The sequence below is a fragment of the Klebsiella sp. P1CD1 genome (genome assembly GCF_003790505.1).
GTDB classification, from domain to species: Bacteria; Pseudomonadota; Gammaproteobacteria; order Enterobacterales; family Enterobacteriaceae; genus Klebsiella; species Klebsiella variicola.
The window spans coordinates 5,292,706-5,306,855 of the sequence record NZ_CP033631.1; the positions used below are offsets into that span (position 1 = coordinate 5,292,706).

At 57.0% G+C, this 14,150-nt stretch carries 10 protein-coding genes and 1 pseudogene; 5 read left to right on the forward strand and 6 right to left on the reverse strand.

Going from position 1 to position 14,150, the window contains the following annotated elements:
- The first annotated feature begins 86 nt into the window (after positions 1–86).
- A complete protein-coding gene (gene fdhF / locus DTA24_RS26175) occupies positions 87–2,234 on the forward strand; it encodes a formate dehydrogenase subunit alpha (RefSeq protein WP_077625434.1) in 2,148 nt (715 codons plus the stop codon).
- A gap of 353 nt (positions 2,235–2,587) precedes the next feature.
- Positions 2,588–3,274, forward strand: coding sequence for a tetratricopeptide repeat protein (locus DTA24_RS26185; RefSeq protein WP_008807260.1), 687 nt, complete (start codon positions 2,588–2,590; stop codon positions 3,272–3,274).
- A 34-nt stretch (positions 3,275–3,308) separates the two neighbouring features.
- Here the strand turns inward: DTA24_RS26185 and gltP are convergent, their stop codons facing one another.
- Together gltP and DTA24_RS26195 are read right to left on the reverse strand one after the other, a co-directional pair.
- On the reverse strand, positions 3,309–4,622 hold the full coding sequence (gene gltP / locus DTA24_RS26190; RefSeq protein ID WP_012543161.1) for a glutamate/aspartate:proton symporter GltP: 1,314 nt from the start codon (positions 4,620–4,622) through the stop codon (positions 3,309–3,311).
- A gap of 111 nt (positions 4,623–4,733) precedes the next feature.
- Positions 4,734–4,934: pseudogene (locus DTA24_RS26195) on the reverse strand (hypothetical protein).
- A 100-nt stretch (positions 4,935–5,034) separates the two neighbouring features.
- Between DTA24_RS26195 and acs the strand changes: the two are divergent.
- The 3 genes from acs (at position 5,035) to actP (ending at position 9,140) form a co-directional block, all read left to right on the forward strand.
- Positions 5,035–6,993, forward strand: a complete 1,959-nt coding sequence (gene acs, locus DTA24_RS26200; protein ID WP_123837140.1) for an acetate--CoA ligase — start codon at positions 5,035–5,037, stop codon at positions 6,991–6,993.
- 183 nt (positions 6,994–7,176) lie between these two features.
- Entirely contained in the window at positions 7,177–7,488 is a 312-nt protein-coding gene (locus DTA24_RS26210) for a DUF485 domain-containing protein (RefSeq protein WP_004177812.1), read from the forward strand.
- Complete coding sequence (actP, locus tag DTA24_RS26215; RefSeq protein WP_024623073.1) at positions 7,488–9,140, forward strand: cation/acetate symporter ActP; 1,653 nt, start codon at positions 7,488–7,490, stop codon at positions 9,138–9,140. Before DTA24_RS26210 ends, actP begins: the two co-directional genes overlap by 1 nt.
- Positions 9,141–9,194: 54 nt before the next feature.
- Here the strand turns inward: actP and DTA24_RS26220 are convergent, their stop codons facing one another.
- The 4 genes from DTA24_RS26220 to DTA24_RS26235 are packed head-to-tail and all read right to left on the reverse strand — an operon-like array spanning position 9,195 to position 14,122.
- A complete protein-coding gene (locus DTA24_RS26220) occupies positions 9,195–10,292 on the reverse strand; it encodes a type 1 fimbrial protein (protein ID WP_038422004.1) in 1,098 nt (365 codons plus the stop codon).
- A gap of 19 nt (positions 10,293–10,311) precedes the next feature.
- Positions 10,312–10,863 (reverse strand): fimbrial protein, encoded by a 552-nt coding sequence (locus DTA24_RS26225; protein ID WP_044613841.1) that lies wholly within the window; start codon positions 10,861–10,863, stop codon positions 10,312–10,314.
- 36 nt (positions 10,864–10,899) lie between these two features.
- Positions 10,900–13,479: a fimbria/pilus outer membrane usher protein gene (locus tag DTA24_RS26230; RefSeq protein WP_109849132.1), complete on the reverse strand. Its 2,580-nt coding sequence runs from the start codon at positions 13,477–13,479 to the stop codon at positions 10,900–10,902.
- Positions 13,433–14,122: a fimbrial assembly chaperone gene (locus tag DTA24_RS26235; protein ID WP_032691118.1), complete on the reverse strand. Its 690-nt coding sequence runs from the start codon at positions 14,120–14,122 to the stop codon at positions 13,433–13,435. Before DTA24_RS26235 ends, DTA24_RS26230 begins: the two co-directional genes overlap by 47 nt.
- Positions 14,123–14,150: the final 28 nt, after the last annotated feature.

Here is a 14,150-nt window from a genome sequence, read left to right on the forward strand (position 1 = left end):
TATCCACAATGAAAATATGGCATAGAAGATGCATAGTGACGGCGCGATAGCGCAAACGCGCCCATTGAATAACTGGAGCAAGACCGATGAAAAAAGTCGTCACGGTTTGCCCGTATTGCGCATCAGGTTGCAAAATCAACCTGGTGGTCGATAACGGCAAAATCGTTCGGGCTGAAGCGGCGCAGGGGAAAACCAACCAGGGAACCCTGTGCCTGAAGGGCTATTATGGCTGGGACTTTATTAACGATACCCAGATCCTGACGCCGCGCCTGAAAACCCCCATGATCCGTCGTCAACGCGGCGGCAAGCTGGAAGCTGTCTCCTGGGATGAGGCGCTGGATTACGTCGCCACTCGCCTCAGCGCCATTAAAGCCAAATATGGCCCGGATGCGATCCAAACCACCGGCTCCTCCCGCGGCACCGGTAATGAAACCAACTATGTGATGCAAAAATTCGCGCGCGCCGTTATTGGTACCAATAACGTCGACTGCTGCGCTCGCGTCTGACACGGCCCTTCGGTTGCAGGTCTGCACCAGTCGGTCGGTAACGGCGCCATGAGTAATGCCATCACGGAGATTGATAACACCGATCTGGTGTTTATCTTCGGTTATAACCCGGCGGATTCCCACCCTATCGTGGCGAATCACGTCATTAACGCCAAACGCAACGGGGCGAAAATCATCGTCTGCGACCCGCGCAAAATTGAAACCGCGCGCATCGCCGACATGCACATTGCGCTGAAGAACGGCTCGAATATCGCGCTGCTCAACGCCATTGGCCACGTGATTATTGAAGAGGATCTGTACGATAAATCCTTCGTCGCCAGCCGTTCTGAGGGCTTCGAGGAGTATCGCAAAATCGTTGAAGGCTATACGCCGGAGTCGGTGGAAGAGATCACCGGGGTTAGCGCCCAGGAGATCCGCGCCTGCGCCCGGATGTACGCCAGCGCCAAATCCGCCGCCATCCTGTGGGGCATGGGCGTCACCCAGTTCTATCAGGGCGTGGAGACGGTCCGGTCGCTGACCAGCCTGGCGATCCTCACCGGCAACCTCGGCAAGCCGAGCGTCGGCGTCAACCCGGTACGCGGCCAGAACAACGTCCAGGGGGCCTGCGATATGGGCGCGCTGCCGGATACCTATCCGGGCTACCAGTACGTCAAATTCCCGGAGAACCGCGAGAAGTTCGCCAAAGCCTGGGGCGTCGACAGCCTGCCGGAACATACCGGCTATCGCATCAGCGAGCTGCCGCATCGCGCGGCGCACGGTGAAGTGCGGGCAGCGTACATCATGGGTGAGGATCCGCTGCAGACCGATGCCGAACTCTCGGCGGTCCGCAAAGCGTTCGACGATCTGGAACTGGTTATCGTCCAGGACATTTTCATGACCAAAACCGCCTCCGCGGCCGACGTCATCCTGCCGTCCACATCGTGGGGCGAGCACGAAGGAGTGTATACCGCAGCGGACCGCGGCTTCCAGCGCTTCTTTAAAGCCGTGGAGCCGAAGTGGGACCTGAAAACCGACTGGCAGATCATCAGCGAAATCGCCACCCGGATGGGCTATCCGATGCACTACAACAATACCCAGGAGATCTGGGATGAGTTGCGGCATCTGTGCCCGGACTTCTACGGCGCCACCTATGAAAAAATGGGCGAACTCGGCTACGTCATGTGGCCATGCCGCGATGAGTCCGACGCCGACCAGGGGACGTCGTATCTGTTTAAAGAGAAGTTCGATACCCCGAACGGGCTGGCGCAGTTCTTCACCTGCGACTGGGTCGCGCCGATCGATAAGCTCACCGACGAGTACCCAATGGTGCTGTCGACAGTGCGCGAAGTCGGCCACTACTCGTGTCGTTCAATGACCGGTAACTGCGCGGCGCTGGCGGCACTGGCGGATGAACCTGGCTATGCGCAAATCAACACCGCCGACGCCGAACGGTTAGGCATCGAAGATGAAGCGCTGGTGTGGGTGAATTCGCGTAAGGGTCGGATCATCACCCGCGCGCAGGTCAGCGACCGGCCGAACAAAGGCGCGGTGTATATGACCTACCAGTGGTGGATCGGTGCCTGTAACGAGCTGGTCTCAGAGAACCTGAGTCCGATAACCAAAACGCCGGAGTACAAGTACTGCGCGGTCAACGTTGAGCGGATTGCCGATCAGCGCGCGGCGGAACAGTACGTGATCGACGAGTACAACAAGCTGAAAGCCCGCCTGCGCGAAAGCGCAATGGGTTAAGGTTCGAACCTTTGTACCATTGAGTAGCCCCGGTAAGCGGTAGCGCTACCGGGGATTTTCCCCGGAGGCGGCGCATTGCGCCTTCTCCGGGCTACCAAATCGCACAACGCTGTAGCCCCGGTAAGCGGTAGCGATACCGGGGATTTTCCCCGGAGGCGGCGCATTGCGCCTTCTCCGGGCTACCAAATCGCACAACGCTGTAGCCCCGGTAAGCGTTAGCGCCACCGGGGATTTTCCCCGGAGGCGGCGCATTGCGCCTTCTCCGGGTATTTACCCCGCTAATTCCCGCCATTTTCTTCTTTTTCGCCTCCCTTTATACTGCGCGCTATGTTCCTTGCTGATAATAAATACAAATGAAATACCTCTTTTTATTTTTACTGGTTTTCACCAGCGGCGCAGCGGTCGCCACCGAACCGGGCAGCCAGTATCAACAGCAGGCGGAAGCCGGCGATCGACGCGCGCAATATTACCTTGCCGATACCTGGGTCAGCTCCGGCGATTATGAGAAAGCCGAATACTGGGCGCAGAAGGCCGCCGCCCAGGGCGATGGCGATGCACTGGCGCTGCTGGCGCAGCTCAAAATTCGCAACCCTCAGCAGGCGGACTATCCGCAGGCCCGCCAGCTGGCGGAAAAAGCCGTCAAGGTCGGCAGTAAATCCGGGGAGATCGTTCTGGCGCGGGTGCTGGTGAACCGTCAGGCTGGCCCCACCGATGTGGCGCACGCCATCACGCTGCTGCAGGATGCCGCCCGGGATAGCGAAAGCGATGCAGCGGTGGACGCCCAGATGCTGCTGGGGCTGATCTACGCCAGCGGCGTGCACGGCCCGGAAGATGATGTGAAAGCGAGCGAATACTTCAAAGGCAGCTCGGCGCTCTCACGGACCGGCTATGCTGAATACTGGGCCGGGATGATGTTCCAGCAGGGAGAGAAAGGCTTTATCGAACCGAATAAGCAGAAGGCGCTGCACTGGCTTAACGTCAGCTGCCTGGAGGGGTTTGATACCGGCTGCGAAGAGTTTGACCGGATCAGTAAAGGATAAGAAAAAGCCCGGCGTTCGCGCCGGGCTTTGTGTTTTATTGGGCGGTTTTATCAAACTTGCCCAGCACTTCGCGTTCATACGCCAGCGCTTTTTTGCGGTCGAACTTATGCTCCCACTTGGCGATAACCAGCACCGCCAGCGCATTCCCCACCACGTTCAGCGCGGTACGCGCCATGTCGAGGATACGGTCGACGCCGGCGATAAAGGCGAGGCCTTCCAGCGGGATCCCGACGCTACCCAGGGTTGCCAGCAGCACCACGAAGGAGACGCCCGGCACGCCAGCGATCCCTTTCGAGGTAACCATCAGAGTCAGCACCAGGGTGATCTCCTGCCAGATAGAGAGGTCGATACCGTACAGCTGGGCGATAAAGATCGCCGCGATGCTCTGATACAGCGTTGAGCCATCGAGGTTAAAGGAATAACCGGTCGGCACCACAAAGCTGGTGATCGACGCCGGCGCGCCATAGGCTTCCATCTTCTCGATAATGCGCGGCAGCACGCTCTCCGAGCTGGCGGTGGAGTAGGCCAGAATCAGCTCATCTTTCAGGATACGGATCAGGATCCAGATGCTCAGACCACACAGACGCGCGACAATCCCCAGCACCACCAGCGCGAAGAACAGGATCGCGAAGTAAACCAGCAGTACCAGCTTGGCCAGCGGCCACAGCGAGGCGAAACCAAAGGTGGCGACGGTCACCGAAATCAGGGCGAACACCCCGATCGGCGCATAGCGCATCACCATGTGGGTGACTTTAAACATGGTTTCGGAGATGGAGCGGAAAACCGTCACCAACGGCTCACGGTGGGTCGCCGGCAGCGAGGAGAGCCCCAAACCAAACAGCACCGAGAAGAAGATAATCGGCAGCATATCGCCTTTCGCCATCGACGCCACGATGTTGGTCGGGACCAGCGACAGGATAGTGCCCATCAGGCCATGCGCATGGCTTTGCACCTCGGCAGTCGTGCTCTGATATTTCGAAATATCAACCGCCGCCAGCTGTGACATATCAATGCCGGTCCCCGGCTGGAAGACGTTGGCCAGGGTGATACCCAGCACGATCGCCACCGTGGTGATCACTTCGAAATAGATAATGGTTTTGGCGCCGATCCGGCCTAACTGCTTGGCATCGCCCACGCCGGCAATCCCGACCACCAGGGTCGAAATGACAATCGGGACCACGATCATTTTAATCAGATGGATAAAGATATCGCCCGCCGGCGTCAGCAAATTGCTAATCAACCAATCGCGACTTTCGGCGTGGTAATGCAGATAACTGCCCAGAAGGATACCCAGCACCAGGGCTAGCAAGATTTGCCAGGCCAGACTGACTTTTTTCGTTTTCTTCACTACTGACTTCCTCAATGAAAGGCACCATTCCTTTTCGTCATGGTACCCACTGCAGGGGGTATGAATTGTGTTGCGTTGCTTTGTGGGGTTATTTAACGCGCAATATCAGTATCATTTGCACGGCATGCTGCGCAAGCCTTTAAGAATAGGGCTTTCTTCTGGTTTTCTGCATAAAGTCACGAATTTTCCCCAGTTACAATGCATAAGTATTTGTAATAAAAAATATTTCACACCTTCCGTTTCTATAAATTCATTTACGTAATTATTTCACTTCAAAGTTTCATTTGATGAAATTTCACTCAGTTGAATCATTGCGTGATCTGCCCCCCAATTAACAAACAAAGCTGTCAAAACCCCTACTCTTAACGTTTGTTTGACATATATTTAACAAGTTCAAAGGAGAAAAAAAGCCATGAGCCAAATACACAAACACCCTATTCCCGCTAATATCGCGGAACGTTGCCTGATTAACCCGGAACAGTACAAGGCGCAGTACCAACAATCCATAACCGACCCTGATACATTTTGGGGCGAGCAGGGCAAGATCCTTGACTGGATACGCCCCTATACCCGCGTGAAGAACACCTCTTTCGCGCCGGGTAATATTTCCATCAAATGGTATGAAGATGGCACCCTGAACCTCGCCGCCAACTGCCTCGACCGCCATCTCGTCGAGCGCGGCGATCAAACCGCCATCATCTGGGAAGGCGACGACGCCAGCCAGAGCAAGCACATCACCTACCGTGAACTGCATGCGGACGTGTGCCGCTTCGCCAATGTGCTGCTCGACCTTGGGATTAAAAAAGGCGATGTGGTCGCCATTTATATGCCGATGGTGCCGGAAGCCGCGGTGGCGATGCTGGCCTGCGCCCGCATCGGCGCTATCCACTCAGTGATTTTCGGCGGCTTCTCGCCGGAGGCGGTGGCCGGACGCATTATCGACTCCAGCTCGCGCCTGGTGATCACCGCTGACGAAGGGCTGCGCGCTGGTCGCGCCATCCCGCTGAAGAAAAACGTTGATGACGCGCTGAAAAACCCGAACGTCAACAGTATTGAGCATGTCGTGGTCCTGAAACGTACCGGCGGCAAAATCGACTGGCAGGAAGGCCGCGACCTGTGGTGGAGCGACCTGATGGCCAATGCCAGCGCCGAGCACCGGCCCGTCGAGATGAACGCCGAAGATCCGCTGTTCATCCTCTATACTTCCGGCTCCACCGGCAAACCGAAAGGGGTGCTGCACACCACCGGCGGCTATCTGGTCTACGCGGCCACCACCTTTAAATACGTTTTCGACTACCATCCGGGCGATATTTACTGGTGCACCGCCGATGTGGGCTGGGTCACCGGCCACAGCTATCTGCTGTATGGTCCGCTGGCCTGCGGCGCCACCACCCTGATGTTCGAAGGGGTACCGAACTGGCCAACCCCGGCGCGTATGTGCCAGGTCGTCGATAAGCATAAGGTCAGCATTCTCTATACCGCCCCGACGGCTATCCGCGCCCTGATGGCGGAAGGCGACAAAGCGATCGAAGGCACAGACCGTTCCTCGCTGCGCATTCTCGGCTCGGTCGGCGAACCGATTAACCCGGAAGCCTGGGAGTGGTACTGGAAGAAGATCGGTAACGAGAAGTGCCCGGTGATGGACACCTGGTGGCAGACCGAAACCGGCGGCTTTATGATCACCCCGCTGCCGGGCGCAATCGAGCTGAAGGCCGGCTCCGCGACGCGTCCGTTCTTCGGCGTCCAGCCGGTGCTGGTGGATAACGAAGGCCTGCCGCTGGATGGCGCCACCGAGGGCAATCTTGCCATCGCCGACTCCTGGCCCGGCCAGGCGCGTACCCTGTTCGGTGACCATGAGCGCTTTGAGCAAACCTACTTCTCCACCTTCAAAAATATGTACTTTAGCGGCGATGGCGCGCGTCGCGATGAAGATGGTTACTACTGGATCACTGGCCGCGTGGATGACGTGCTGAATGTCTCCGGCCACCGTCTGGGTACCGCGGAAATTGAATCCGCGCTGGTGTCGCACCCGAAAATCGCTGAAGCGGCGGTGGTGGGGATCCCGCACAACATCAAAGGCCAGGCCATCTACGCCTACGTGACGCTCAATCACGGCGAAGAACCAACGCCGGAGCTGTATGCCGAAGTGCGTAACTGGGTGCGCAAAGAGATCGGCCCGCTGGCGACGCCGGATGTGCTGCACTGGACCGATTCGCTACCGAAAACCCGCTCGGGCAAAATCATGCGTCGCATTCTGCGTAAGATTGCCGCGGGCGACACCAGCAACCTCGGCGATACCTCGACGCTCGCCGATCCTGGCGTCGTGGAAAAACTGCTCGAAGAGAAGCAGGCCATAACGATGCCATCGTAAGCAAGGACCGATTCCCTACACCCTCTCCCCCGCCGGGGAGAGGATAAAAATAAGTCCCTCCCCCAGGATTCCACTCGCAGGAACGCCGTCAGCAAACCGTATCCCGGCTCCATCGCCGGAGGGGTTGCTGTCGCCAGCGTCCGCTGAGTGGATGACGAAAGGGAGACCTCTGGAGACGCTAAGATGAATGAACAACTTTGTCAGCGGATAGAAAATAGTGCGCATTTCAGGGAGTTAGTTGCATCACGGCAACGGTTTGCCGCCATTCTGTCAGTGATTATGTTAGTGATCTACGTGGGCTTTATTTTGCTTATCGCCTTCGCGCCCGGCTGGCTCGGCACTCCGCTGCACGCCGGTACCAGCGTCACCCGCGGGATCCCGCTCGGCATTGGCGTGATCGTCATTTCGTTTATCCTGACCGGTATTTATGTCTGGCGGGCCAATGGTGAATTCGACCGTTTGACCAAGAGCGTTCTCAACGAGGTAAAAGCATGATCAAGAGAGTCCTGACGGCGCTCGCCGCCACGCTGCTGCCCCTCGGCGCTCACGCGGCAGACGCCATTACCGGCGCGGTACAGCGCCAGCCGACCAACTGGCAGGCGATTGTCATGTTCCTGATTTTCGTCGCCCTGACGCTTTACATCACCTACTGGGCCTCAAAACGGGTACGTTCGCGCAGCGATTATTATACCGCCGGCGGCAATATTACTGGCTTCCAGAACGGGCTGGCGATTGCCGGCGACTTTATGTCGGCAGCGTCGTTCCTCGGTATTTCCGCGCTGGTGTATACCTCAGGCTACGACGGCCTGATCTACTCGCTGGGCTTTCTCGTCGGCTGGCCGATTATCCTGTTTCTGATTGCCGAACGACTGCGCAACCTTGGCCGCTATACCTTTGCTGACGTCGCTTCATACCGCCTGAAGCAGGGGCCGATCCGCACCCTCTCCGCCTGCGGATCGCTGGTGGTGGTGGCGCTGTATCTGATCGCGCAGATGGTGGGCGCCGGCAAGCTGATCCAGCTGCTGTTCGGCCTCAATTACCATGTCGCCGTGGTGCTGGTTGGCGTGCTGATGGTGCTCTATGTCCTGTTCGGCGGCATGCTGGCAACCACCTGGGTGCAGATTATTAAAGCGGTTCTGCTGCTGTGCGGCGCCAGCTTTATGGCCTTTATGGTCATGAAGCACGTCGGCTTCAGCTTCAATAACCTGTTTACCGAGGCGATGGCCGTCCATCCGAAAGGGGCGGCGATTATGAGTCCCGGCGGACTGGTGAAAGATCCGATATCCGCGCTCTCTCTGGGTCTGGGTCTGATGTTCGGTACCGCCGGCCTGCCGCATATTCTGATGCGCTTCTTTACCGTGAGCGATGCCAAAGAAGCGCGTAAAAGCGTCTTCTACGCCACCGGTTTTATGGGCTATTTCTATATCCTGACCTTTATTATCGGCTTCGGCGCCATCATGCTGGTCGGCGCGAACCCGGCGTTTAAAGACGCGGCCGGACAGCTTATCGGCGGCAATAACATGGCGGCGGTGCATCTGGCGGATGCGGTGGGGGGCAATCTGTTCCTCGGCTTTATCTCCGCGGTCGCTTTCGCCACTATCCTGGCGGTGGTGGCTGGCCTGACGCTCGCCGGCGCCTCAGCGGTGTCGCACGACCTGTACGCCAACGTCTTCCGCAAGGGCGCGACCGAGCGTCAGGAGCTGAAGGTCTCCAAGATCACCGTGCTGATCCTCGGGGTGGTGGCCATTCTGCTGGGTATTCTGTTTGAAAATCAGAACATCGCTTTCATGGTCGGCCTGGCCTTCTCCATTGCCGCCAGCTGTAACTTCCCGATTATTCTGCTGTCGATGTACTGGTCGAAGCTGACCACCCGCGGCGCGATGGTCGGCGGCTGGCTGGGCCTGCTGACTGCGGTCATTCTGATGATCCTCGGCCCGACCATTTGGGTGCAGATCCTCGGCCATGAGAAAGCGCTGTTCCCGTATGAATATCCGGCGCTGTTCTCCATCGCCATCGCGTTCATCGGTATCTGGGTCTTCTCCGCCACCGATAACTCACCGGAAGGGATGCGCGAGCGCGAGCAGTTCCGCGCCCAGTTTATCCGTTCACAAACCGGGATCGGTATCGAACGCGGCCAGGCGCATTAATCGTTCTCTCCCCTTCCCCGGCGCCGTCCGGAGAAGGGGTTCCCCCCCGACCTCTTAGTTATAGGTTAAGGTGATCACCCCGGTGGCGTTTGCCGAACCCGCGGTCACCGCGCTCCCCGTCTTGTAATAGTTAGTGGATAAGGCAAGCGTCTGCATGGCCGCGGCCCCGCCTGGGCTGTCGGGGTTGGTGAAATAGCTATAGCTGGCATCCGCGCCGCTGTTGGTCACCGTCGTGCGGCTCGAAGTATAGAGGCTGATATCGGTATTTAACGGCAGCGCTTCGCCATCCATATTCAACTGAACTCCCACCCCGGTGGCAACATTCTCCTCTGCCGTTAAGGCTATCACCGTGTTGCCAGGGTTATCCCCACTCGCTTGCGCCGCCGCCACACGCATCGAAACGTTGGTTCCCGGCTCGCAGGCAAGAGTCAGGGACTGCCGCGCGTTCCCCACCTTCGTCGCGGTGTTGAACTCGCTGGCATTGATGCTGCCCATGGCAAAACTGAGATTATTGCTACCGACAATACACCCCATCGGGATCATCTGGATGCTGGTGGTGCCGCTGATGTGCAGCCGGGAAATGGAGAGCGTCGCCTTACTATCCTTCGCCGAAACCGTAGCCACCGGATCGCTGAACGATAATTGACTGTTGCTGGCGATAGCGCCGCCGGTGGCCACCAGCTGCAGCTGATATGCCGGGGTGTAATGGGTCGAGGCATAATAATCAAACAGGCCGGTGGGCTTACCGAGATAGTAATTCACATCGCCGATATAATGCACCTGCGAGTCGGGGCTGAAATCATCGGTATCACCGTCATATTCACCGCTGATATTGAGCCACACCTTGACGCGGAGGCCGATCCCCTGCACCGAGGTGGCATAGATATTATCCCCTATCAGCGACCCGGCATTGTTCGAGGACCAGGCAAACACCGCGTAGGTGCTTCCCTCGCAGTTAATCAGCTCCGTTTGCGCGCGGGTAATTTTCCCCGAGTCATACAGCACGGTGCCCGCGGTGTAGCTCCCGGCGTTGACCAGAATCTTTTCCGGCAAGTTAGTCATCGAGACATCGCCATAGTTGGTTCCCGTGCAGGCCGCCCAGCTATAGAGGGGACACAGTACCAGCATGAACAAGAAGATCAGTTTTTTCATACCCATCCCTGTCGAAACGTTATTTGTAAGCCACATCGAACGTGGCGGTAAAGCCGACAATCCCCGGCCTTACCTGGCCATAGGGCGAAAACATGCGTGCTACCATATTGAAGATATGGACGTCGGCACGGTCACCAAAGGTATAAAGATACTGGTCGCCAGGCCCGAGGGGCTGCTGATCGGCAAGAGTGAGAAGTTGCATACCGACGCCGCTGGCCCCGTCGCTGCCTGTGCGGAAGTTTTTATAAACCGAGGTGTAAGTGTTATCGAATTTTGCTCCGCTAAATGCGATGGTTACCGCCGACGCATCGGCGGAACAACTGGAAAAGACCAGCTTAACCGGCACGCTGGCGCCGCTCGACCCGGCATTTCCGGAGAACGTCTGCGAGGAGACGGTGCCTAAATCGATACTGTTCGACGGTTCCACGGCCACCTCGCAGGAAGGCGCTTCGATGGTGCCCGTGACGTTAAAATTGACCGTGCTGCTGCCTTCATAAGCCAGCGCCGGAAGGGAGAGCAGCAAAAGGCTGGCCACCAGGATGCCCCTTGTGCTGCCGTCTCGCATATTCATATCAGCCCCTTCTTCCATGTTGAAAACCTGCATCCATTACCGGCATTCGGCCTGATAGAACAGAATATCGTCGCCAAGAGCCATGCTGGAGAAGTCGTAATGAACGGTGCACTGCTCACTGCTTTTCTCCCCCCAGCGCGCTAACAGCTGGCCTTTTTTCTGCAGCCCCGTGAGATACACCTGCCCCTCATCGCCGACAATATTGCTGCGCGCCGCGCTGGCGCGATCATTATCAAGTGTCACCAGCGCGCCGAAAGGCACCACACCGTTGCGAGTACGCAGGGTGAGCATCGCCTTATAGCCAATTCGGGTGTCATACTGCACTTTGACGATTGCATTGCGCGTTGGGACCACCGTTCTGGCGACGTTATCCACCTCGGCGCCAGCCATCTGCTGTTCATCCAGCGCCAGGCTGTTGCGATGGTAAGGGCGAACATACGGTACGACGGCATACCCGGCGGCATCCGTCGTCACGTTGGTCTGGCCCTGCACCCGCACATCGCTGACGCCGGGCGTTTCGATCAGTGCAGCACTCTCACCCAGAAAGCGCGACAGCGTGAGCCCGCCCGCGTGAGCAACCATGCCGCCGCGCAGCGAATAATTGTAGTGATTGCTGTAGTGGTCGTAGCCATAGCCGCCGGCGACATCGCCTTTTGCTCCCTGATAATTGACGCTGAGGTTGCCGGAGGTGCTCTTATCCTGGGTGTTGTAACCCTCCTGGAGACTCCAGTTGAGAGAGCGATCCTCGAACGCCGAGCCATTGAGCCCCACGCTGTGCGTGGTGTCGTTATGCCGACCATGGTTCAAGGTGTAATTCGCCGAGAGCGTCTCGCCAAGCGGGATGCTTAGCGTCAGGGAGACGATGGTATCGCTGGCCGGCCGGTTATTGCCGCTGTCATCGGTACTTTGCACATTGCGGTTATAGGAATAGTTAATAAAGTAGGAGGCCCTGCCAATCGACCCGCTATAGCCCACGCCTACCGACTCCATGCGCGAGCTGTCCCAATAGGTTTCATTGACCAGCGAAAGCGAGAGCGAACCATAGCCAAACAGCGTCTGCGACAGCGAAGCGTCAAACCGGCCTTTTGTCCTGCCGCTCTGCGTACAGCAGTCGCGCTGCGTGGAGGCGTTATCGACAAAATCCTGAAACGAATAGTATCCCGCGGTGGAGTAGCGATAGCCGGCCACGGAAAAGCTGGTGCCCGTCTGCAGAAAGCTTTTGCTGAAGCGGACGCGATACGATTGCCCCTGTTCTTTGCGGGTTGACGAGGCCGTATCGCTGGTTTTCACGTCGGCCCACGACTGAGAGCCGTCAAACGACAGCGCGCCGATGGTGCCAAGGTTAAAGCCAGCGCCTAACAGCAGGTTGGTGTATTTATCTTCCGCCTGCTGAAAGCCGGTATAGAGAGTAAAGTTACTGGTGGCGCCATAGGCCAGGGAAGACTGAATAAAGTTGTATTCTTTATCGTCGGAGCTGCCTGAGCGCGTCCTGCCGCTGCTCAGCGCATAGTCCAGCTGGCCCTCGCGCTGCAGGACCGCCAGCGAGGCAAAAGGCACCACAAAGTTTTGCTCGCTGCCGTCAGACTCTTTAACGGTGACGTACAGATCGCCGGCGCTGCCGGTGGCATACAGATCGTTAATCTCAAAGGCGCCGGGAGCGACGGTGGTTTTATAAATGCTGTAACCATTCTGATAAACCGAGACCTCCGCGGTGGTGCGCGCGATCCCTCGAATCGTCGGCGCAAAGCCATGCAGGCTATCCGGCAGCATCTCTTTGTCCGAACTGAGCTGCAGGCCGGTAAAGCTCACACTGTCGAAGATGCCGGAAGAGGTATAGGTATTACCGACCACCAGTTGACTGCGCAGGGTGTGAATATCGCGGGCAAGGTACGAGTAAACCGACTCCCAGCGGCTGCTGTTGTCGCTGTGGCTATAGGTGCTGTAGTTGCGCAGACGCCATGGCCCCAGATTCACCCCAGGCTGCAAGCTAACAAACTGGCTGTCTACGGTCGCGCCATTATGCCGCGGCGCATTGCGCTGCCCGGTGACACTATAGTTGAGAAGACCGGCGTTGATCCCCTGCTGCCACTGGCTCTCCGGTATATAGTCTCTTGGGCGATTCAGCATCGCGGCCTGCGGCACGGTAAAATCGATTCGCTGTTGGGCAAGAGACACCGAAAATGTCATCCCGGGGATCGCCGACAGCCGGGCGCAGGTTTCCCCTGCCGCGAACAGCTGGGGATAGGCGGTGGTATTAATCAACCACGAATTCAGATACTCCGCGGAAAGACAGGGAGAAGCGGTCGCGCCTGCGTCATGGCCAATTTCCTGAAAGGTCAGCGATTCTGAACTGACATACTTATCATTGATGTAAACATCCAGATGATAGGTGCCCGGCGGTACGCCATCTTGCGAAAAATAGGACAGATCCACCGAAGCCGCAGGCTCCTCGGCGACTTCGAGTAAATTCGGGTTGAAATATTCACCGGCCTCAGCGCGAGAAGACAAGGTACTCAGGCACAAAACAATAGCGACGCAGATACTTTTGGTTGAAAACAGTAGCTCAACGCTACTGAATGATAGCGGTATATTTCTTCCCTGACATACCATAATCATTAATCACGCTCCATGTGATCTCTTTTTTTCCTGTCGCGGACAGGGTACTCTGCACGGGTATTTTTAAAGTAGAAAATGGGGCAGCAAACCATGCGCCAGAAATATTTTTTCCGTTAAGGCTAACCTGGGAAAAATTCATATACAGCGGTGAGTTATTTTTTACCGTCACCGAGTCCCCCGCTTTTCCCCACTGTAATTTTTCGGCATACGATTCCGGTGTATTGCCTTTTAACGCGGCAGGTCGATAAATCAATTTTATTTTCGAGTTGATGGCAAACTGCACCACATTTTTATCCGGGACATATTCCGTTGCCGGGATCCCCTTGATATTGAGCCAAAACATCGACTCGCGATCGTCGGGTAGTTTTTTTCCTGAGCGGACAACGCGCACGAATCCTTTCTCTCCGGCTTTGAGACGGAACAGCGGCGGCGTAATAATAAACGCGTCTTTGGCTGGCGACGCGGCATCCACCACCGAGAGCCAGGACTGGACGATATTGCTGCTCTGATCTTTATTCTCAACCGTGATGACGGCGTTGTTTTTCGCACCATCAAACACCAGACGCGTGCCGCCCACGACCACGCTGGCTTGCGCAATAGAGGAAGACAGCAAAAAACCGACCACAAAAAAAGGATATCTCATACGTTTAATTAAAGGGGAATAGCAGACG

What these genes read in the sequence shown, in the direction of transcription:
- DTA24_RS26185 (WP_008807260.1), top strand. Translation starts at nt 2,588, where the DNA reads ATGAAATACCTCTTTTTATTTTTACTGGTTTTCACCAGCGGCGCAGCG.
- acs (WP_123837140.1), top strand. Translation starts at nt 5,035, where the DNA reads ATGAGCCAAATACACAAACACCCTATTCCCGCTAATATCGCGGAACGT.
- DTA24_RS26210 (WP_004177812.1), top strand. Translation starts at nt 7,177, where the DNA reads ATGAATGAACAACTTTGTCAGCGGATAGAAAATAGTGCGCATTTCAGG.
- DTA24_RS26220 (WP_038422004.1), bottom strand. Translation starts at nt 10,292, where the DNA reads ATGAAAAAACTGATCTTCTTGTTCATGCTGGTACTGTGTCCCCTCTAT.
- DTA24_RS26225 (WP_044613841.1), bottom strand. Translation starts at nt 10,863, where the DNA reads ATGAATATGCGAGACGGCAGCACAAGGGGCATCCTGGTGGCCAGCCTT.
- DTA24_RS26230 (WP_109849132.1), bottom strand. Translation starts at nt 13,479, where the DNA reads ATGATTATGGTATGTCAGGGAAGAAATATACCGCTATCATTCAGTAGC.
- DTA24_RS26235 (WP_032691118.1), bottom strand. Translation starts at nt 14,122, where the DNA reads ATGAGATATCCTTTTTTTGTGGTCGGTTTTTTGCTGTCTTCCTCTATT.